Annotated in this window: 21 protein-coding genes and 1 other RNA gene; 5 read left to right on the forward strand and 17 right to left on the reverse strand. The window is 45.5% G+C overall.

Annotated elements, in window-relative coordinates:
- Positions 1-3 precede the first annotated feature (3 nt).
- On the forward strand, positions 4-1,098 hold the full coding sequence (locus ACKTT9_RS24200) for a coiled-coil domain-containing protein (protein ID WP_407867918.1): 1,095 nt from the start codon (positions 4-6) through the stop codon (positions 1,096-1,098).
- 37 nt (positions 1,099-1,135) lie between these two features.
- Complete coding sequence (locus ACKTT9_RS24205) at positions 1,136-1,624, forward strand: hypothetical protein (protein WP_127451918.1); 489 nt, start codon at positions 1,136-1,138, stop codon at positions 1,622-1,624.
- Between the two features lie 54 nt (positions 1,625-1,678).
- Here the strand turns inward: ACKTT9_RS24205 and ACKTT9_RS24210 are convergent, their stop codons facing one another.
- Positions 1,679-3,010, reverse strand: coding sequence for a PhoH family protein (locus ACKTT9_RS24210; RefSeq protein ID WP_127451916.1), 1,332 nt, complete (start codon positions 3,008-3,010; stop codon positions 1,679-1,681).
- 110 nt (positions 3,011-3,120) lie between these two features.
- On the opposite strand from ACKTT9_RS24210, the gene ACKTT9_RS24215 reads away from it, so the two are divergent.
- Complete coding sequence (locus ACKTT9_RS24215) at positions 3,121-3,666, forward strand: YhcN/YlaJ family sporulation lipoprotein (RefSeq protein WP_127451914.1); 546 nt, start codon at positions 3,121-3,123, stop codon at positions 3,664-3,666.
- 42 nt (positions 3,667-3,708) lie between these two features.
- Here ACKTT9_RS24215 and ACKTT9_RS24220 read toward each other — a convergent pair whose 3' ends face one another.
- From ACKTT9_RS24220 to ACKTT9_RS24245, 6 genes are all read right to left on the reverse strand, one after another.
- The gene (locus tag ACKTT9_RS24220; protein WP_157321620.1) at positions 3,709-3,852 is read right to left on the reverse strand and encodes a hypothetical protein; all 144 of its coding nucleotides are present in this window, start codon (positions 3,850-3,852) and stop codon (positions 3,709-3,711) included.
- Between the two features lie 179 nt (positions 3,853-4,031).
- A complete protein-coding gene (locus ACKTT9_RS24225; RefSeq protein WP_407867919.1) occupies positions 4,032-4,313 on the reverse strand; it encodes a hypothetical protein in 282 nt (93 codons plus the stop codon).
- 1 nt (position 4,314) lies between these two features.
- Positions 4,315-4,743 carry a hypothetical protein gene (locus ACKTT9_RS24230; protein ID WP_407867920.1) on the reverse strand — a complete coding sequence of 143 codons (429 nt, stop codon included), beginning with the start codon at positions 4,741-4,743 and terminating at the stop codon, positions 4,315-4,317.
- A complete protein-coding gene (locus ACKTT9_RS24235) occupies positions 4,740-5,018 on the reverse strand; it encodes a YlaH-like family protein (RefSeq protein WP_127452393.1) in 279 nt (92 codons plus the stop codon). Before ACKTT9_RS24235 ends, ACKTT9_RS24230 begins: the two co-directional genes overlap by 4 nt.
- A gap of 135 nt (positions 5,019-5,153) precedes the next feature.
- The gene (typA, locus tag ACKTT9_RS24240; RefSeq protein ID WP_157321625.1) at positions 5,154-6,995 is read right to left on the reverse strand and encodes a translational GTPase TypA; all 1,842 of its coding nucleotides are present in this window, start codon (positions 6,993-6,995) and stop codon (positions 5,154-5,156) included.
- A 164-nt stretch (positions 6,996-7,159) separates the two neighbouring features.
- Positions 7,160-7,642, reverse strand: a complete 483-nt coding sequence (locus ACKTT9_RS24245) for a LiaI-LiaF-like domain-containing protein (RefSeq protein ID WP_326060565.1) — start codon at positions 7,640-7,642, stop codon at positions 7,160-7,162.
- Between the two features lie 217 nt (positions 7,643-7,859).
- Between ACKTT9_RS24245 and ACKTT9_RS24250 the strand changes: the two genes are divergently transcribed.
- Positions 7,860-9,068, forward strand: a complete 1,209-nt coding sequence (locus ACKTT9_RS24250) for an MFS transporter (RefSeq protein ID WP_407867921.1) — start codon at positions 7,860-7,862, stop codon at positions 9,066-9,068.
- Between the two features lie 92 nt (positions 9,069-9,160).
- On the opposite strand, the gene ACKTT9_RS24255 is transcribed toward ACKTT9_RS24250, so the two are convergent.
- The 9 genes from ACKTT9_RS24255 to ACKTT9_RS24295 all read right to left on the reverse strand — a co-directional run bounded on the left by ACKTT9_RS24255 (position 9,161) and on the right by ACKTT9_RS24295 (position 17,321).
- Entirely contained in the window at positions 9,161-9,841 is a 681-nt protein-coding gene (locus ACKTT9_RS24255) for a TerC family protein (RefSeq protein WP_127451904.1), read from the reverse strand.
- Positions 9,842-9,923: 82 nt separating this feature from the next.
- On the reverse strand, positions 9,924-11,132 hold the full coding sequence (thiI, locus tag ACKTT9_RS24260) for a tRNA uracil 4-sulfurtransferase ThiI (protein WP_407867922.1): 1,209 nt from the start codon (positions 11,130-11,132) through the stop codon (positions 9,924-9,926).
- Complete coding sequence (locus ACKTT9_RS24265) at positions 11,129-12,355, reverse strand: cysteine desulfurase family protein (RefSeq protein WP_407867923.1); 1,227 nt, start codon at positions 12,353-12,355, stop codon at positions 11,129-11,131. The genes thiI and ACKTT9_RS24265 overlap by 4 nt, the downstream gene beginning before the upstream one ends.
- Positions 12,356-12,471: 116 nt before the next feature.
- Positions 12,472-13,170 (reverse strand): lytic transglycosylase domain-containing protein, encoded by a 699-nt coding sequence (locus ACKTT9_RS24270; protein ID WP_407867924.1) that lies wholly within the window; start codon positions 13,168-13,170, stop codon positions 12,472-12,474.
- A gap of 143 nt (positions 13,171-13,313) precedes the next feature.
- Entirely contained in the window at positions 13,314-14,606 is a 1,293-nt protein-coding gene (locus ACKTT9_RS24275; RefSeq protein ID WP_157322301.1) for a hemolysin family protein, read from the reverse strand.
- 350 nt (positions 14,607-14,956) lie between these two features.
- Complete coding sequence (locus tag ACKTT9_RS24280; protein ID WP_407867925.1) at positions 14,957-15,382, reverse strand: hypothetical protein; 426 nt, start codon at positions 15,380-15,382, stop codon at positions 14,957-14,959.
- 2 nt (positions 15,383-15,384) lie between these two features.
- A complete protein-coding gene (locus ACKTT9_RS24285) occupies positions 15,385-15,600 on the reverse strand; it encodes a DUF1540 domain-containing protein (protein WP_274469359.1) in 216 nt (71 codons plus the stop codon).
- A gap of 47 nt (positions 15,601-15,647) precedes the next feature.
- Positions 15,648-16,742: a glycoside hydrolase family 15 protein gene (locus ACKTT9_RS24290; RefSeq protein WP_407867926.1), complete on the reverse strand. Its 1,095-nt coding sequence runs from the start codon at positions 16,740-16,742 to the stop codon at positions 15,648-15,650.
- Between the two features lie 78 nt (positions 16,743-16,820).
- On the reverse strand, positions 16,821-17,321 hold the full coding sequence (locus tag ACKTT9_RS24295) for a YpuI family protein (protein ID WP_127451891.1): 501 nt from the start codon (positions 17,319-17,321) through the stop codon (positions 16,821-16,823).
- A gap of 173 nt (positions 17,322-17,494) precedes the next feature.
- On the opposite strand from ACKTT9_RS24295, the gene ACKTT9_RS24300 reads away from it, so the two are divergent.
- Positions 17,495-19,435 carry a S8 family peptidase gene (locus ACKTT9_RS24300; protein WP_407867927.1) on the forward strand — a complete coding sequence of 647 codons (1,941 nt, stop codon included), beginning with the start codon at positions 17,495-17,497 and terminating at the stop codon, positions 19,433-19,435.
- A gap of 106 nt (positions 19,436-19,541) precedes the next feature.
- On the opposite strand, the gene rnpB is transcribed toward ACKTT9_RS24300, so the two are convergent.
- An RNA gene (rnpB, locus tag ACKTT9_RS24305) (RNase P RNA component class A) lies at positions 19,542-19,959 on the reverse strand.
- Positions 19,960-19,961: the final 2 nt, after the last annotated feature.

The following is a 19,961-nucleotide window of genomic DNA, read 5'->3' on the forward strand; positions in this document are numbered from 1 at the left end:
TCAATGAGATATAAATGCCTATCAATCATGATGTCCATCCTGCTGATGATGCAGCTTACGCTTCCGCTCCATCCTGCATTTGCTGAAGAGAATAAGCCAGCAGTCGACGAAGCCAAGGAACTCGTCCAGAAAGGACTTACCATTTTTGAAATCGATAAAGAAGTAAGCCGGCTTAATGAACAAGACGCCAAAATCGTCCTGCAAATCAAGCAAAATGAACAAGATATCACGAAACAAAACAGTCATGTTGACAGCACACGCAAACACGCCGGCAATGTGATGAGGGCTTATTACACAGGGGATCGAGATTCGATTTGGATGCTGCTGTTTTCCGTTCATTCTTTCGCAGATGCCTTGCGGATGTTCGAGTATTTGCAAATGATCATATCAAACGATCACCGCGCGTTAGCCGCTTTTACAGATTCGTTCAATAAATTGAAAAGCTTACAAAAAGATCTGGAAACATCCCGTACTGACCTGCAAAAGACAAAAGATACCTATCTGGAACAGCGGGAAAGGCTCGTCAAACTCCAAGATGAATTGGACAAACAGCTTGCTGTCAGCGCTCAAGCCGGGGTCATCCAGGAACAAATAAAGAGTTTAAACGATCAGTGGAAATCAGAAGGCATCCCTTTGTTCCGCGAGTATTTGAAAAATCTGTCCGCGGCGTTTCGGGAGCTTCCGCAATATGTAACGAAAGAAAGCAAATTTATGGACTTATCTTCCATCAAAAATCCAGTCATTACGATCAGTGATACGGATTTCAACGCCTATCTGCACGGCAAAAATGAGTCGCTGCAAAATTTGAATTTTCAATTTACCGACGGTTCCATTATTGCCAAAGGCCAAAAGGATCAAATTCAGATGATCATAGAAGGACGATTCTTGTTGAAGGAAAATCCCGACATGAATGAAGTACGGTTTGTCGTGGATAAGCTTGAATTCAACGGCTTTCAGCTGCCTGATACGACAATTGAAGATTTTTCGAAGGAATTTCAGCTTGGCTTCATCCCGAAAAAGATCGTCAGTTACCTGGATGTCGTCAGTGTAGAAACGAAAAACGGCACCGCAGTTGTGAAACTTAAATTATCCCTGTAAACTAGCTATGGATAATTAAATAAAGTGAGGACCTAGCATGGAAGCAAAAATTGGACTTTTAATGGATGTACCTGATGGCAAGCTGGTCGATTTCTATACGCAAATTGAAAAAGCTCTGGCAGGCAAAGCAAACATCTTCGATCAAGACAACGAAATGATCATTGTCAGCTCGGAGGCCGAGAAATTCGCCGTTATCGAGGTGATGGCAGGACTCAACGTCAATACGGATCAAATGAAATTGCTGCTGCTGCCATCAGATGCTGAATTAACGGATCTTTTCAGCGATTATGGATTTACTAGCGAAGGGGAGAACAACTACTTGTACGAGAAGCTGGTCGTCTCCTTCCGGTTCACAGAAGACAGTAAGGAAGCGGATGTCGATCAAGCCTCGCTGCAAATCGAAGAACATCTCCTCGCTCTTTATAAGGATCATGGGCGTGATATTTACGTTGTCGATCGTCAGCTCGAAGAGCTGATGCAAGGTATCGCCAAAGCTTATCGATGCCGCATCGAAATGCTCGCTTAATACACAAATAAACCCCTCTTTCCCAGATTACCTGGGAGGAGGGGTTTATTTGTGTTAGAGTAAATCAGCCGCTAACTGCGCTAGATGCGAACGTTCGCCTCGCTCCAGCGTAATATGACCGCTGATGCCTTCTTGCTTGAATCGTTCGACCACATAGGTTAATCCGTTGCTCGAAGCATCCAGATAAGGATGGTCAATTTGATCCGGATCGCCTAATAGAACGATTTTACTGCCCTCACCCACACGAGATACGATTGTTTTGATCTCATGCTTGGATAAGTTTTGCGCCTCATCAATAATGATAAATTGTCCCGGGATGGAACGCCCACGAATGTAAGTGAGCGCCTCGACTTGAATGCTGCCGAGACCAGCCAGTACCTTCTCAATATCTCCGGGTTTCTTCGTATCAAACAAATACTCGAGATTATCATAGATCGGCTGCATCCATGGGCGCAGCTTCTCTTCTTTTTCACCAGGCAGATAACCAATATCCTTGCCCATAGGAACAACTGGTCGAGCAATAAGCAGCTTTTTGTATTTGCGGTCATCTTCAATTTTCATGAGACCCGCAGCAAGCGTTAATAGCGTCTTACCAGTTCCCGCTTTCCCAGTCAGGGTGACGAGCGGGATATCGTCATTGAGCAAAAGCTCAAGAGCCATGCGCTGCTGCGCATTTCGCGCGGCAATTCCCCAGATGGGATCGTTACTCATAAAGAGCGGCTCAAGTTTTTTGGCATCTGTCGTCACTTTCAGCAGAGCGGATTTCGAAGAACCCAGCTCATCCCGTAAGATAACAAATTCATGCGGGTGAAGCATATAACCCAAATTCAATGATGTCACGGTTAAGAAGCGATATGAGTAAAATTCGTCAATCACAGACGGATGAACATATAAGGTGATGCAGCCAGTGTACATATCTGTTTGAGCTACGATGCGATCGGTTAAATAGTCTTGTGCAGGAATGCCCAGCACATCAGCTTTGATCCGCACCAGCGTATCTTTACTAACGATGATAACGGGTCTCGGAATATCATTCGCCTGCTCTTCCAGATGATAGTTGAGCGCCACGGCAAGTATGCGGTTATCATTCGTTAATTCGGAGAAAGTATCCTGCAATTTCGCAAAACTTCGATGATTAAGCTCCACTTTAATGCTTCCGCCTCGTTCAAGGCTAATGCCGTCAGATAAGGTACCTTTGGTCCTTAACCCATCGAGTAATCGGGAGACATGTCTCGCATTTCGGCCTATTTCATCCGCATTTCGTTTCTTAGAATCGATTTCCTCCAACACCACGGCGGGTATGACTACTTCATTATCTTCGAACGCGAATAATGCATTAGGGTCCTGAAGCAGTACATTGGTATCTAACACGTAAATTTTTTTCATTGGTGTGTCCCCTCCCAGATTTGGCGTCAGATCATTGGTTATATTTCATACATACAACCTAGCTGTGCAGGACAAACTAAACGCGAGATTCAAGGAAAGGATCGATTCAAGTGAGACTATTGTGCGTATTATCGTTGGTACTGACCCTCGCGGTTGGCTGTAGTCAAGCGCCGAAAAGCGGTGCCCCCTCTCAAGATACAAATCAAAGACAGGTAAAGGTACAGCAAATTGCTCCACAAAAGCTGGAGATTAAAGATTCTAAAGCTGTTGCGGAACGATTGGAAAGCCTAGCCACCAGTATCCCGCAAGTTGAAAGTGCGCATTGTGTTGTATTCGGCAATACCGCCGTCGTTGGCATCAACCTCAGAAAAGATATGGATCGTTCGAGAGTGGGCACCGTCAAATATTCGGTAGCGGAAGCTCTCAAAAAAGATCCCTATGGTGTGAATGCCATCGTAACAGCAGATCTTGATCTAGATCAACGGCTGCGCAACATTCGGGATAACGTTAGAGCAGGAAGGCCGATTACCGGGTTCGCTGAGCAAATGGCGGATATCATGGGCCGGGCTATGCCGCAACTGCCGCGTGATATACGCAATCCCCAAGACAATACAGGACCTAATGACGCGAACCAGGCCGGGAATCCAAATCCATAATTCGCGGAAAGATAACAAAAAGCCTGACTGCACACAGCAGATCTAGGCTTTTTTTATCGCATCAAAAACTTGGCCGGGTGGCTTGACAGATACTCGGCACGCAAAAGTTTTCTCATATTCAACTGTTGTCATCATTGGGGCGCGATCAATTAATTGCTCCGGTAAAGCTGTGATGTGTTCAGCCATATCGCTTGCGCCTCCTACTAGGTGGTTGAAAACGCTACTTACACTAACAGTATAGCATAGCTGGTGGCAAGCGTTCCACCATTATGTATCTATTTTCAGGTCATGCGAACACTCCTTTTTAACCCAGATATACCTTATTGTACGTTGGATTAAAAAAGTTATGTCGCCAAAATTGCTGTCTATTGATTATTGTAAATAGGATTGGCATTAATATCATCCAATAGCTTCTCAGCGGATTCGCGATCAAAGCTCTGTCTACTCTTGATTCCTTCGCGTTCATAGGAAATGTGAATTTTCATTGGATCCGTTACATCAACGAGTTCAATATGGCTGACTCCATGATCCTCATGAAGTATCATTGCGAAAAAATCCAGTGTTTCTTTGGCAGCCTCGTCGTTTGGTCTTGCTTCACTGACGATCTGCATCTGCAGCCAATTGAAAAAAGTATCTTGGAGATTCATCTTAATGCCCATCCTCTCTGAGTAAAATGACATCATAACCCGACTCCAACCAACGAAGCCATTGATTGATCCAATTGCTATGTTCAGAATCTACATCACACTTCAAGGAAGAGACAAGCTCCAGAGCCTCTTTACGCGTAAGCAAACGGTCAAGAAAGGCTTCTGCACAATGCGAGAGATGAAAGGGCTTACCATCGAAGCTGATCACCTCAAACTGCTCGAGATCCAGCTCTACAAGTTCTGAACCGCATAGCTCCTCGTCGTCGCTTAAGAGCAGACTGGATTTAAACATCGCAAGCAATCTGGGATGCTTCCCATTTGCCAATTCTCGGAACGACTCCAACGCTTTCAGCGGCGTACAATGGATTCGGTCTGCCCCAAGAACTAAGGGCGAATCATTCACAATTGGAGTTAGCCAGTATCTCGTCATTCCGGGCTGCTGCTCCCGCTTCTTTTTTCGATAAAATAACGTATTCGAACTAGAAACATGAGCGAAATCGCCACGGTCAAGCAAAGTACAATTGGCAGTCCTACCAGCTGAAAACCGAGCAGCATAATGGACCCGATCGCCATAAGCAAGTAAACAACGGCTGTTTTAAGAACCGGTAATTTGCGAGTCCGAAAAACTTTGTTATACACATAAGACATAAATATGAAGATTAACAAATAAGTGATGTAAATGTGATTTCCAAACCATTCATTCAACGCTGTCAATACCATACACTCCATTTCGCTTAAAAAGTAAAGTCAACTTATTGTATTATCGCTCAATTGCGCAAATAAATAAAGGGAAATGCCGCCGGAAGGCTGACATTTCCCCTATTAAGAACACTTTGTGAACTAGACGTTCGCTTCAGCCACTTTACGTTGTTTCTCAGCACGTTCACGTTCGCTTTTGTTCAAGATCTTTTTACGGATACGAACGGATTTTGGCGTGATTTCGCAGTACTCATCATCGTTCAAATACTCAAGAGCTTGCTCCAAAGAGTATACGCGAGGAGTTTTCATTTTCACCGTTTCTTCTTTGTTTGCGGAACGGATGTTGTTTACCGCTTTTTCTTTACAAATGTTCACGATGATGTCGTTGTCGCGTGTGTGCTCACCAACGATCATGCCTTCATAAACTTCCGTTTGCGGGTGAACGAACAGGATACCGCGATCTTCGACGGAAAGAATACCGTACAGCGTGGAAACGCCTGTTTCACTGGATACAAGTACGCCTTCATGACGTCCGCCAACGTTAGCCCCTTGGTATGGACCATAGCTGTCGAAAGCGTGGTTCATAATTCCATAACCACGAGTCAATGTTAGGAAGTTTGTTCTGTAACCGATCAAACCACGCGCTGGAATCAGGAACTCAAGGCGAACGTTGCCGCTGCCGTTGTTGATCATGTTAACCATTTCCGCTTTACGTGAACCTAAGCTCTCCATAACGGAACCCATGCTGTCTTCTGGAACGTCGATGATCAAACGCTCGATCGGCTCCATTTTTTGACCTTCAACTTGACGAATGATAACTTCCGGTTTGGAAACTTGCAATTCAAAACCTTCACGACGCATGTTTTCGATCAAAATACCCAAGTGAAGCTCACCGCGGCCAGATACGATGAAAGCATCTGGGCTGTCTGTATCTTCAACGCGTAAACTTACATCTGTTTCAAGCTCTTTGTACAGACGCTCACGAATTTTACGGGAAGTAACCCATTTACCTTCACGACCTGCGAAAGGTGAGTTATTCACGACAAATGTCATTTGTAGTGTAGGCTCATCAATTTTCAATACCGGCAAAGCTTCTGGGTTCGCTGGATCTGCTACCGTTTCACCAATGTTGATATCTTTGATACCGGCAATGGCAATGATGTCCCCTGCAGCTGCTTCTTCAATCTCAATACGTTTCAAACCATTGAAGCCGAATAGCTTCTCGATTCTTGCTTGCTTTTGTCCGCCTTCACGAGTCATTACCGCAACGGTTTGGCCTTGACGAATTTTACCGCGGTTTACGCGGCCAACGCCGATACGACCAAGGTATTCGTTGTAATCCATCAGTGTAACGAGGAATTGCAGTGGTTGATCTACATCTTCAGTTGGAGAAGGAATGTGTGTAACGATCGTTTCATAGATAGCTTCCATGTTCTGATCTTGTTTATCAGGGTCAAGACTGGAAGTACCTTGCAATGCGGAAGCATAAACCACGTGGAAATCAAGCTGCTCATCCGTAGCACCAAGCTCGATGAACAAGTCAAGAACTTCGTCCACAACTTCAGCTGGACGAGCGTTCGGACGGTCAATCTTGTTAACGACAACAACTGGCTTTAGGTTGCTTTCAAGAGCTTTACGAAGAACGAACTTTGTTTGCGGCATTGTACCTTCGAAGGCATCAACAACGAGCAAAACGCCGTCAACCATCTTCATGATACGTTCTACTTCACCGCCAAAGTCGGCGTGTCCAGGTGTATCTACGATATTAATAAGGAAATCTTTATAATTAATCGCTGTATTTTTTGCAAGAATGGTAATACCGCGTTCTCTTTCGAGATCGTTTGAGTCCATCGCTCTTTCTTGGACAGCTTCATTGTCACGGAATGTACCGGATTGTTGAAGTAATTTATCAACGAGTGTTGTTTTGCCGTGGTCAACGTGAGCGATAATTGCAATATTGCGGATCTTTTCTCTTGCTTGCATGAATGTCAAACCCTCTCTACCCTATAATTTTCGTCTCTGTTCATAAAACAAGCGTCGGACAAAAGCGCCGACGCTTGACATTTATGTTTATTATACGCAGTTTCTCGACATTATGCAAGATAATTGACGAGCAACATAAAACTTTTACATAAAACACATACGGTTTACCACACATTTTTCCTGCGGAAAATCATAAGAAGCCCAGCTGCAACAAGGATCAAAGCGATTACATATATCCCTAATTTGACAAGCAGCGTAATTCCGAAAAGCACTGCTGAAAGGATACCAAGCACTAGTGCGCCGATCCACACTCCACGGTCACTTCCACGATCAAACAGATGCAACTCATATAATCCGATGGCTACGCCGAGTATGAATCCTGGCCAGAGATAGCTCATTGAACCCCAACCAAATATATTGCAGAAAAAGAACATCAAGCCATATGTCGTCAAAATACCTCCAGGGACGAGTACGCCTGCCGGCCAAGTGCGATTAAAGAACAAAATGTGAAAAAGCAGTCCGGGTGCAAGCAAAACAAGAGGCCAGAAGAAGGAAAAAATAAAGTGAATAACGCCTAATTTTCCAAGAAGCAATAATACGGCCAGGCCAATTAACAGGATACCGATGGAGTAGCTATTTCTAGCCATTACAATTCCCTCCTATTTCACTTGTCAATTCGATGTCACTTTCGACACCATTCAACAAGTAGTTTATCGTACCTTGCTCAAAATTGCTAGCCTGCAACCTATTTGCGGGCACGCCGTTTTTTTGCGTTCATTTACCTTCCTTGGGGCATACTGAAAGGCGTGCTGCCTGATTTCCCTCGATCAAGCAGGTTGGCATACGTTCAACACGGGAGGCCACATGAAATCTTTATCTGAAAATGAACAGAAAAAACGAAAACCGCTCTGGACCAAAGCTTTTCTCGTCACCTCATTGTCCAATTTACTGCTTTTTTTCAGTTTTCAAATGCTGATCCCAACCATCCCTACACATATATCACAGTTAGGGGGGGATGACTTTCAAGTCGGACTCGTAATCGGAATTTTTACAATTTCATCGCTTCTAACTCGTCCATTTGCCGGCAGGGCGCTCGACCTGCTAGGTAGAAAGCACGTGCTGCTTGTTGGATTAACGATCTGTGCGCTTACGATAGCCGGTTATTCGTATATGGCTGTCATTACACTCATCCTTGCCGCGCGGTTCGTTCACGGGATTGGTTGGGGCATATCTACGACGTCCTTAGGAACGGTCATCGCTGATATCATTCCGCCAGAACGTCGTGGGGAAGGTATGGGATATTACGGATTATCCAATACCTTTGCCATGGCGCTTGCTCCGCTTACCGGATTATGGATCATGCAAACGTACAGTTTCCATCGCGTTCTTTTGATTTCTACCCTGCTGGCCGTGCTCTCCTTATTTAGTTCACTTTTTATTTCCTACGCCAAACCTGTGCCTGTCGAAAAGTCGGTTCAAAAGCCTAAGCTTATTGATCGCTTATGGGAACGTACGGCATTGCTCCCCTCGATTTTACTGCTGTGTACAGCCATTTGTTATGGAGGGATCGTGACTTTCATTACTTTGTTCGGCCTCGAAGCCGGCATTTCTAATGTAGGCTGGTTTTTTCTGTGCAATGCTTCCATGGTGCTTATTGTACGGCCTATAACAGGCGTGCTTTTTGATCGAAAAGGTCCTGAATGGGTGCTGCTGCCTGGAGCACTTTTCACGATAACCGGACTGCTTCTGCTTTCATACGCCCACACAGAACTCAGCTTGGCAATTGCGGCACTTTGCTATGGGATCGGCTTTGGTTCCATTCAGCCTGCCTTGCAGGCGTGGACGATTGCTCGTGCAGCCCCTGATCGCCGCGGCGCAGCCAACGGAACCTTCTTCTCCGCCAACGACTTAGGCATCGGACTTGGTGCCATGGTGCTTGGCGCCTTAGCGAACTTAAGCGGCAGCTATGCGCTCATGTACCGCTTCTCAAGCGTACTAATCATTGTTTTTCTGCTTATATACGGATGGAGCTTTTGGCACGTTTGGCGCAGCGTACAGCTTCCACAGCGATAAGGATGTAACCTACTGAGCCGCTCCGCCGAGGTTCTCCCAACAACAATAAAACCGCTTCGCTGGATAAGACCAGCTTGGCGGCTTCTTGTTCCCTATTCGTTTCTTGTTTTTAATTGCAGCAATCTCAACCATTTCACGGATACCCCAATCACGATAACAAGCGCGGATGCTACAATCGGAATCCAGACATGTAGAAATTCGTAATCATGAAGGAACCAATCGATCATTTTCTCGTCTTTTACGAACATTTCTCCAGCTGTATATCCAAGAATGCCTGCCCCTAACAAAACAAGAACCGGATATTTATGCAGCAAATTCATAACAAGTGTGCTTCCCCAAATAATGATCGGAATACTAAGTCCAATCCCCAGTATGATGACCGTATTGTTACCGTTACCTTTGGCTGCTATTGCCAGCACGTTGTCAAGACTCATCACGAAATCCGCGACGATAATGGTCCAGATCGCTTTGCCCAACGTTGAAGCCTCTTTCACATTCGCATGACTGTCATCATCGGTCAGTAGTTTGATGGCAATCCAGAACAATAAGATCGAACCACCCGCTTGAATATAGGGAATATCGAGCAGGCTTACAGCGACTAACGTCAGCACAAGCCGCAACGCTATGGCTCCGAAAGCCCCCCACCACACGGCCAGCTTACGCTGTTCGACGGGAAGATTTTTGCTCGCCAGCGCAATAACAACCGCATTATCGCCGCTGAGCACAATATTGATCAACATAATTTGTAAAAACAAAATGAGCGCGTCAATCATGCTTTATCTTCCTCCCGGGATACATGGCGAGCTGGTGAAGAGTGGTGATGAAGTCACCTACCGTTCGGCGCCGTAGAAGCATTTAGAAGAAATGCTGATCGGGCACCTTCTTCATTTGACCATGTACGATTTCAATTGTTTCGGTTTGTTCCACGGCTTTCTGGATTAATTCCGGCAAAAAGTTCATGCCGTTCTCGATTCGCTCGACCATTTGCAGATTCGGATTCGTACTCGGAGAAGGAGGAAGAAATAAGGAGCAGCAATCTTCATAAGGTAAAATGGAAATCGGGAACGTGCCGATGGTTTCGGCAATTCGAATAATTTCTTGCTTGTCCATCATCATCAGCGGCTGCAAAATCGGCAAGGTGACGACGCGGCCGATCACATTCAGGCTTGGCAGCGTTTGACTGGCCACCTGTCCCAAGCTTTCTCCAGTTACCAACGCGCTTAGACCTTCACGATCGGCAATTTGCTCCGCAATGCGATACATAGCTCTTCGGATCAGCGTGACTAATAAGTTATCCTTATATTCACGGTGTATGGACGTCTGCACTTCCGTAAATGGCACGAGGTGCAGCCTGATAGAATCTGTATACCCTGAAAGCTGGTGAGCCAGATCTATCACTTTATCCTTTGCCCGTTCACTTGTGTAAGGATAACTGTGAAAGTGTATCGCTTCGAGAGTTAGCCCTTTTCGCATCCCTAACCATCCTGCTACAGGACTGTCAATCCCTCCGGAAAGCATCAGCAGCGCCTTGCCGCTCGTGCCTGCCGGGAATCCTCCCGCTCCCTCAATCACTTCTGCATACAAAAGTACTTGATCTTCACGAATTTCCACACGAAGTTCGATTTCTGGATGACGAACGTCCACTTGCAAACCAGGCATTGCTTCAAGAATGTAGCCGCCGATGAGATAATTCATTTCCTGGGAGTCTAACGGAAAAGCTTTATTGACCCTCCGGACATTCACCTTAAAGGTACTTGGCGGTTTAGGAAGATTTTGCATAATACGCAGTGCCACTTCTTTAATGGCCTCTGGCTCCATAGGAGCATGGTAGGCCGGGCTGAACGATGCCAGTCCAAATACGCGTTGCAAGGCCTCCGAAGCTTCTTCATACGCTGCTCCCCCTAGCTCCACATATACGCGCCCGTACTCCGGAATATACCTCAAATCTGGAAATGCCCCTAAAACTTTACGAATTTGCTTGATGACACTGTTCTCAAAACGCTTACGATTCCTGCCTTTCAGTGTTAATTCACCAAAACGCAAGATTAAACAATCCGGTTTCATTTTTGCTGCCCCTTTCTGGCTGTTGATTTGCTTAACATGGGAGAAAGTTCGTTCACAACTTCCCTAAGTGCTAGCAAAAATTGGTCCATATCCTCTATTTGATGCTCATCGGAAAAACTCACTCTTAGCCCGCTGACCGCTTGCTCACGCGTACAACCTAACGCCAGCATAACTTCACTGGGATCAGTGGCATCTGAAGCACAAGCTGATTTCGTTGAAATATAGATTTGTCTTTGCTCTAACGCATGAACGACAACTTCCGCTTTCATTCCGGTAAAAGCAAAATGGACAATGTGCGGAGCCATCTCCTCATGACGCTCGGATCCCATTAAGGTTAACTCCGGAATCCTTAGGATACCGTCTACAAGATGGCGTCTAAGACGGTATTTATGCTCCAGCTTCGCTGGCAAGTTTTGCATGGATAGGCGCAGCGCCTTGGCCATCCCAACGATGAGCGGAACGTTCTCCGTTCCTGAACGAAGCCCGTCTTCTTGGCCCCCGCCAACGAGCTGCGGCTTTAGTTGTACTCCCTCTCTGCGATACAAAAAGCCCACCCCTTTGGGTCCGCGAAACTTGTGCGCAGAAACGCTGCATATATCTATGCCCCATTCTTTCATCGATAAGGGAAGTTTTGCGATGCCTTGCACGGCGTCTACATGAAACATCACTTTCGGGTACTTGGTAAGTAATTGTCCGATTGCCTGAATCGGCTGAATTGTGCCGACTTCATTATTGACATACATGACGCTGACCAATATGGTATCTTCACAAAGGGCTTCGCGAAGCGTCTCTACTTCCAGACAACCGTTTCGATTAACGGGCAAATAGGTGACGCGAAATCCCTCTCGCTCTAAACTAAGGAAAACTTCCTTCACAGAAGGATGCTCAATTTGTGTAGTGATTAGATGCTTGCCTCGATTCTGATATTGATAGGCAGCACCCCGGATTGCTAGATTGTTACTCTCCGTTCCTCCAGATGTGCAGATAATACTAGCCGGCATCACGTCTAAAGCTCCTGCTATCACTTCTTTAGCGCTCTGCAGCAGCTTCTCTGCTTGGACACCTAATCCATGAATGGAGGATGGGTTTCCATAATGCAATTTCATAACTTCTGCGATCGTATCGACGACTTCGTTATATGGCGGCGTGGTTGCCGCGTTATCCAAATATAGCATGTTCTTGCTGATTCCCCTTTTTTCCATGCCCTGCAGTTGCGCAATCAAAATAATTTCCTTCCATCATTAAAACTTAAAACCGCTCATAACTCAAGCATGCCTATGAACGCAAAAAGCCGATCTCCGCATGATTCATGCGAAAATCAGCTTCTTGAAATTGCCGCTTAGAGTGAAAATTTCATCTTATGCCCTAATACCTGAGAAACATAGGCTTGCGTTTCCTTGGGTAATTGGTGCAATTTATTAGATAGGTCCTGGTCATTCTTGATGCCTAAACGATCCACACGACCTGGACCGGCATTATAAGCAGCAAGAGCAACTCCTTCATTGCCATTGTACTTCTGGATCAGATTGCTTAAGAAATGCGTACCGGCATCCACGTTCTGCTTAGGATCAAACGGATTCGTCACGCCATAGCCGCGTCCGGTGCCGTCCATAAGCTGCATTAGACCTTTAGCGCCAGCCGGGGAAACCGCCTGATGATTGAAATCGGATTCCTGTTGAATGACCGCTTTCACGAGCGATTCATCGACGCCATATTTCGCACTGGCCTCTTTAATTAAATCATCAAACTGGGAAGTAGACGTCGTGCGACTCCAACTTTGGAGAGGGCTATAGGCTTTATTCAAAGCGCCCAAGGAGCTAGGTATGTTATTCCCCGTCATCGGATTGAGCAAGGATTGACCGTCAAGATCAGAACCGGAAGCTTGTCCCATTAACGTATTCAGCAGCGTGCTGAAGTCACTGGAATCATCCGTGCTGGATGTATCTGTATCCCCTGATAACAAATTAATTCTTCCCATCACCTGAAGCTGCAGCAGCTCTTTCAGAACTCTTGGATCAATGCTGTTCGTGCCGTTCATCCGTCAGACCTCGTTTCGTATATCATTCGTTGTTTTTATTGTACACGTTTTGTGCCCTCCCGACTATCCTAAAATTTCCGTTTCCTCCCTGCGAGCCCCGAAAAATAAAAAAAGGACAGTCATTCGACTGTCCCTCTATCCGTTCAAGATATGTTCTGTTGCAGAAACTCATCTTGCTCCGTCATTTTTCTAACAATTAATCTCGAAATTCGCAAATGATCCGTTTCTTCCACGATGAACAAGAATTCATCGTTATAGGTTACTTGTTGATTCTTGCTAGGCGGAATCTCTGTCTGGGAGTAGATCCAGCCGCCAATTGTATCATAATCATCGGACTCGATATCCAGCCCGAAGTAATCATTCACTTCATCGATCAAAAGCAGACCGTCAATGGAAAACGTGTTCTCGTCTTTGATTTCGATCGTTGGACGTTCCTCGTCAAACTCATCCTGAATTTCACCAACGATTTCTTCCATGATGTCTTCCAGTGTGACAAGCCCTGAAGTTCCGCCGTACTCATCAATAAGCAAGGCCATCTGGCTTTTTCTTTTTTGCATCATTTTCAGCAAGTCACTGATATGAATGGAATCCGGTACCGTCGTAATCGGACGGATAATTTTCTTAATGCCTTTCAGGTTAGCATCCGGCTTGAGCAAATCCTTGATGTGAACGAAGCCGATAATGTTGTCTTTGTCTGGATCACATACCGGATAACGTGTTCTCATTTCCTTAATCGCTATCGCTAGATTCTCCGAATAGGAAAGCCCAGCATACAAACATTCCATCTCCGTTCTTGGAATCATGATTTCTCTAGCTGTTGTCTCGGCGAATCCGAATATATTATCAACAAGCGTAAGCTCTGTATTATCTATAAGTCCATTTTTGTGGCTTTCTTTCATGAGGACGCGAATTTCATCCTCCGTATGCGCTGATTCATGTTCCGTTGTCGGTTCAATGCCGGCGCGGCGAAGCATCCAATTGGAGATCCCGTTTAGCAACCAAATAAATGGATACATGATTTTGTAAAATAAGACCATCGGTCCCGAGGAGAGCAACGTGATCTGTTCAGCTTTACGAATGGCATAGGTTTTGGGGAATTGCTCGCCCAGTGTAATATGCAAAGTAGTCATCAATGAAAAGGCAATAATAAAGGTAATCGTGTGGAACACCGAATCTGGTAAATTCAGCGGAGCGAATAGTGGTTCCAAAATTTTTGCAAAGGTCGGCTCCCCGACATAACCAAGTCCCAACGAAGTAAGTGTAATCCCGAGCTGACAAGCACCTAAGTACGCATCGAGATTGTTCATAATTCCTTGCGCAAATTTCGCATTACGGCGACCTTCATCTACAAGGGAATCAATTCGACTACCTCTTACTTTCACCATCGCGAATTCAGCTGCGACAAAAAAACCATTCAGTAACACCAGTCCAAACATTAATAAGAAGCTAATTAACGTTTCGGGCAAAGGATCTTCCAATACCTTACCTATCCCCTGTCAAGCGCGGTTAGACGCACCAAGGAGAGTAGGTACACCTCCCTTAATTTTAATTTAAAGTTGAATTATCACTTTTCATTATATAATAATACTGTAATCATTCAAAGGTGCGAATATGACTCTTGAAGCCAAATAGTACGAGCAAACGGGAGTATAGGGTTTAAAATGATGCCATAATGAGTCTTTACCCGCTAATTATCCCCCTAAAACACGAATATACCCGATTTTCCTTCTGAAAAAGAAAAACAAGCCGATGTCTCGGCTTGCTTTTCCACCATGTTTATCCAACACTAAGAGTAAAAAGGAAACAGTAAAAAATAGGCAGCAACAGCTATAAATCCAAGCACGACTGACCAGGTACCGATTCCCTTATTGCCCATCAGGAATGCGATAACCCCTAAAATAATGCCCGATACGCCAAGCAGTACAGGCCACACAAAAAGGGAAGCCAATGCGACGAACAAAGCGATGTATCCTACCGCTTTATTTCGCGTAACAGCTTCAACTAAATCATCGATTTCCTCATCGGAAACTTCCGACTTCTCAACCTCTGCATGTTTCGCTTGATAGGGCTCGGCATAATGGATTCTCCGCGAGGGCGCTGTTATCTCGGCTGCATATTCTTCTTTGTTGTTCAAACCACTTTCAGTCCGAAGCTGCTCCCTCTGGAACCGCTCCTTGGTGGTTTTATCCAAATTGCCTCCATGCTGGCGCATGATTACTGCTTCTTCTTTGCTTGAAAGGTGTGGCAGCAAGTGTTCGCGGCTTTGCTCGCTGCATCTTGATGATCGGTATCGAATGATTCCCCTGCAAATTCTTCATTGTAACTGGCGTTGGCATGCTGATCTACTTCAATCATGATAGTTCCTGCGTTGCAGTTGTTACCTTGCGTCCAATATTCGCAGTTGGCAACTGAACATTTAACATCTGGCATAGTCATCACCCCACTAACAATTTGCCCGCTATCAGGGCGAGCTATGCTCAGGCCAGACTGTCAGATAGCACCAAGAACATCGCGTGAGACCATAGCAGCGGCAGTGCAGGTTCCCCCCATTTGCCCAACCACTCTGAATACGCGGAAGGCTCTCTAAGCTCATCGGGAACTTGTTCGGGAAGACGCCCGAGGTGATCGGCTTTGCTTATGATCCATTCCAGACAGCGCTGCGCCTCTTCACGGTTCCCAAGCTCTTTCTGATACCATCCATACCAAGCCGTTAGCAGAAGCCATTCACCGCCGCCATAGTAACGGTCTTCTACGTAGCGCTGAATACCCTCGTGTTTCAGTTCACTTTCAATCATTTGCACCGTTTTCCGCATAATAGGGTCGTCCGCTTCGCATACGCCAAAAGGAACGGCAAGCCACAGCAGACTTGCATCTACGCCTATCAAGGCCGGCTTCCATATTTCATCCAGACAGTGAACAGACTTCACGAAACGGCCCTCGTAGACGCAATTGCTAAGGATGAAGTTCTTAATCATAGACGCCTTCTCCAACAGCTGAGGACGCTGCTCTAATTCTCCCAATGCCTTCAAACCGCCATACACACAGGCTAGCGTTGCAGGATGCACATAATCTGGAAACTCTTCCCAACAATCAAAGTTCGGATAATGCCAGAACGTCATCAAATAATCAACCGTAATCTCAATACTTTCCCGGAGTTCATTCAGCATTTCTTTGTTCCCGGTTGTTTTCACATGCTCCGTAAGTCCCCACAGCCAAGCCCCGTAACCATCCAATTGAAAGTGGCCCCATTCAGAAACATCGTCTCGGCCATCCAGATGATAACGCGTCCCCAAAAACTCGGAACGATCGATCCACACTTTGTTATTATGTTTATGTATAAGCGCATCGACATGCGAACGTTTGTTCTTCAGCACTCCGGCAACCCATCGATGGAAAAGCGCTGAGCTGTCTGTCTCCCCCGTACGATCCATTGCATGAGCTATAAATGTACCGTCTCGCAGCCAACTATATGCATAAGGCGGGAAAAGTGGAGATGCGATGTACCCTCCGCGAGGATGCTGATTGCCTTTAATAATCGAGATCGAATGGTTGATTAACTGTTCACGTTGCATGCACCATGTCCCCTTTTAAAAGAAAAGAGATGCGCTGCTAGCCGCATCCCTTATATCTTTTGTAATTTTGCATCACAATTATACTTTTTCACCTTGCATACGGCGCTGCGTGATGTAATCTGTCTCATAATAAGCCAGATCTTCGCGAAGCTCTTCGAATACTTTGGACAATTCAATGGTTAAATCTCTCACATCACGGGAAGGCTTTTTGCGGAAACGAATAGCATCTTGTCCGGTATAAGCGTAACGGCCATCCTCGGAATAGCACTCATTCTTAGGATAGAAAAATGTATTCACGCAAGTATGATATACCTCATACAATACTTTTTCCGAAAAATCAACATTAAAAGTTGGTCGTCTCAAACTTACGCCCAATTTCTCATAGGCCACTTCACAGAAAACTAATAGATGACGTGTATCTTGGAGATAACCACGATAAAATTCATCCATAGCGGGATCATTCTCTACATTGAGTTGTGAAAGCGAATGTTGATTCAGAAACAGCTCCATTTTAGCGGTTGTTTCTTTTAACTTCGTACGTGTTGAATCACAAATATTTTTGACATTAAAAACAGCCATTTATGAAGACCTCCTCTAATTGCGCTATTCCTATCCTACCATAAATTAACCTGAAAAGGTATATGTAAAACTCCCGATTCCATGCATAAAAGAATCCCTCGAACCTCACTCTAATTAAAGACACTGCATTTGCTGACAGAAGCGGAGAAACGAGTTAAGAAGGAGGACTATCGATGTGGCGTTATCTATCTTCTATTAGTCTAGTTCTTGGATTAGGTTTCGTTCTATTTCCCCACCACTCGAATAACGAGAATACACCCGGTCCTGAGGTTTACAGCGCGAAGTATGAGACGGAACAGAAGCTTTCCTTACTGCAGCAAGATGTAAAGTTAACTGATGATTTATGCCGCTCCCAGTGCTCCATTGATTACTCCAAGATGATCTCCCAGATTGAATCAGGTGAGTCCGCAGCCAAAGTGCTTGGGGATATGAAGACACAGCATGAAAAAATGGATGTTCTGATTTGGTCAAAAAACAAACAAGCTTTGGATCAAGGAATAAAAGTTGGAGAAATTCCTGCCTCCTATAAGGATCAAGCAAGCAAGTATTTAGCGGAAGCCAAAGCAGCTACAGAATCAGGCAAGCATTATCAGTCACCGAAATTCGGAGCCGCGCAGCAGGTGTTTTTTGTCCAGGGGACGCCATCTACTGATGGTAACTCTTCCCTCATAGGCGTTATTCATCAGGACATTCTTCACCATGTAACTGACCATCAGATGAAAAATTTACGTCTAGAGCCTTATCCAAACGAAAATCGTTGGAAAGTCGAGTCGGTAGATACCGACACTTTAAAAGACAAAGTGGTGGATCACCCAGAGGATAATCAAGGCACAAGCCACTATCATCAGAACGAAGTTGTCGTTAAGTTCAAGAAAGACCCTACCGAGGCTCAATTGTCTCAAATAAAGTCAGAAATCAAAGCCAATTCGATGCAAAAATTGGGCTACACCTATGTTTTCCGCACGGAAGGCATGGAAGCTAAAGCTTTAATGGCCTATTTTAAAAAATGGGATGTTGCTTATGTGGAGCCTCATTTCTTATATTTGACCAATGATTATTATGATGATCAAGAAGCTTCCGATGAAAAGGATTCAAGCGACTATACCGATAGCACTGACAGCACAACAAGCCCTGGTGAAACAACGAGCATTGCCCCGAACTTCAAGCCTAATGACAATTTGTACAGCCGGTATCAATGGAATTTGCCGCTGATTGAAACCGAACAAGGTTGGCAGTTGAACCGAGGCACCAAAGATGTGATTGTGGCCGTTGTAGACACGGGCGTTGACTTGCAGCATCCAGATTTAAAAGATAAGCTCCTGCCTGGCTATAACGTAATTAGCGGGGATGATCAACCACAGGATGATGTTGGACACGGAACTCACGTAACAGGAGTTATCGCGGCACTCGTTAACAATAATTTAGGCGTAGCTGGAATCAGCTGGTATAACAAAGTACTGCCGGTTAAAGTCTTGGATCAAACCGGGGCAGGCAGCACCTATTCCGTGGCTCAAGGCATTATCTGGGCTGCTGATCATGGCGCCAAAGTAATGAATTTAAGCCTAGGTAACTACGCGGATTCCGGATTTCTGCATGATGCTATTAAATATGCGTACGACAAAGACGTGGCCTTGATCGCGGCTAGCGGAAATGATAATACGGAACGGCCAGGTTACCCGGCCGCTTATCCGGAGGTGTTCGCTGTCGCAGCCAGCGATTCAGAGAACAACAAAGCACCTTTTTCCAATTACGGTGATTATATCGATGTAACGGCGCCAGGCGTAAGTATTGCCAGCACGTACCCAAATAATCAATATGCCGCATTGTCAGGCACTTCCATGGCGAGCCCCCATGTGACGGCATTAGCAGCATTAATCCGTTCTACAAATCCTAATTTGAAAAACACGGAAGTTTATCAAATCATGAGAGACACTGCGCAAGATATTGGCACCCCAGGTCATGATAAATACTTCGGGTATGGTCTGATCGACGTTGTCAAAGCCGTGCAAAAAGCGGAAGAACAACCGAATATCGGCTTCGACTGGCCTTCCCGCTGGTTTCGGCAGATGAACCTTGTGTCCAAGAAATATGCAGGAGTTACCTTGTACAAATAAAAAAAGGCTGCCCTATGGTTTCGATTTATTCGATACCTAGGGTGGCCTTTTTGCTTGCAAAAAATGAAATACCCGCAAAGCCGAAGCCTTGCGGGTAACCGACAGTATGGAAAGTTTGCCGTAAGCCGGGTTCTGTACTTCCGGTGGTCATAACGGGCGTCTGTCCCCTGCCACCATTGAAGCGACAATCATCTATCTAGGCCATACATTGCTGCACAGCTCAAGCGACCAACCCGAACGCGTCTCAGGCGAAGACTGCTGTCTCGAAGACAGCTAGCGTTCCTCTAGGTCTTGCTCCAAGTGGGGTTTACCAGGATCTATGTCACCATAGAACCTCGTGGTCTCTTACACCACGGTTCCACCCTTGCCTGATCTCATCCGAAGATGAGCCATCGGCGGTCCATTTCTGTGGCCCTATCCTTCAACTCGCGCTGACTGGACGTTATCCAGCACCCTGCCTTATGGAGCCCGGACTTTCCTCTCGCTGTGGCTTACCCACAGCCAGCGATTGTCTGTCAAACTTTCC

The organism is Paenibacillus sp. P36, from assembly GCF_045866505.1.
Lineage (GTDB): Bacteria > Bacillota > Bacilli > Paenibacillales > NBRC-103111 > Paenibacillus_E > Paenibacillus_E chondroitinus.

Coding starts and splice junctions, on each gene's coding strand:
- ACKTT9_RS24295 (WP_127451891.1), bottom strand. CDS start 17,321: ATGGCTGTTTTTAATGTCAAAAATATTTGTGATTCAACACGTACGAAG.
- ACKTT9_RS24205 (WP_127451918.1), top strand. CDS start 1,136: ATGGAAGCAAAAATTGGACTTTTAATGGATGTACCTGATGGCAAGCTG.
- ACKTT9_RS24270 (WP_407867924.1), bottom strand. CDS start 13,170: ATGAACGGCACGAACAGCATTGATCCAAGAGTTCTGAAAGAGCTGCTG.
- ACKTT9_RS24285 (WP_274469359.1), bottom strand. CDS start 15,600: ATGCCAGATGTTAAATGTTCAGTTGCCAACTGCGAATATTGGACGCAA.
- ACKTT9_RS24210 (WP_127451916.1), bottom strand. CDS start 3,010: ATGAAAAAAATTTACGTGTTAGATACCAATGTACTGCTTCAGGACCCT.
- ACKTT9_RS24230 (WP_407867920.1), bottom strand. CDS start 4,743: ATGACGAGATACTGGCTAACTCCAATTGTGAATGATTCGCCCTTAGTT.
- ACKTT9_RS24280 (WP_407867925.1), bottom strand. CDS start 15,382: ATGCGCCAGCATGGAGGCAATTTGGATAAAACCACCAAGGAGCGGTTC.
- typA (WP_157321625.1), bottom strand. CDS start 6,995: ATGCAAGCAAGAGAAAAGATCCGCAATATTGCAATTATCGCTCACGTT.
- ACKTT9_RS24275 (WP_157322301.1), bottom strand. CDS start 14,606: ATGTTTGGACTGGTGTTACTGAATGGTTTTTTTGTCGCAGCTGAATTC.
- ACKTT9_RS24225 (WP_407867919.1), bottom strand. CDS start 4,313: ATGAATCTCCAAGATACTTTTTTCAATTGGCTGCAGATGCAGATCGTC.
- ACKTT9_RS24290 (WP_407867926.1), bottom strand. CDS start 16,742: ATGCAACGTGAACAGTTAATCAACCATTCGATCTCGATTATTAAAGGC.
- ACKTT9_RS24255 (WP_127451904.1), bottom strand. CDS start 9,841: ATGATTGACGCGCTCATTTTGTTTTTACAAATTATGTTGATCAATATT.
- ACKTT9_RS24250 (WP_407867921.1), top strand. CDS start 7,860: ATGAAATCTTTATCTGAAAATGAACAGAAAAAACGAAAACCGCTCTGG.
- ACKTT9_RS24300 (WP_407867927.1), top strand. CDS start 17,495: ATGTGGCGTTATCTATCTTCTATTAGTCTAGTTCTTGGATTAGGTTTC.
- ACKTT9_RS24245 (WP_326060565.1), bottom strand. CDS start 7,642: ATGGCTAGAAATAGCTACTCCATCGGTATCCTGTTAATTGGCCTGGCC.
- thiI (WP_407867922.1), bottom strand. CDS start 11,132: ATGAAACCGGATTGTTTAATCTTGCGTTTTGGTGAATTAACACTGAAA.
- ACKTT9_RS24220 (WP_157321620.1), bottom strand. CDS start 3,852: ATGGCTGAACACATCACAGCTTTACCGGAGCAATTAATTGATCGCGCC.
- ACKTT9_RS24200 (WP_407867918.1), top strand. CDS start 4: ATGAGATATAAATGCCTATCAATCATGATGTCCATCCTGCTGATGATG.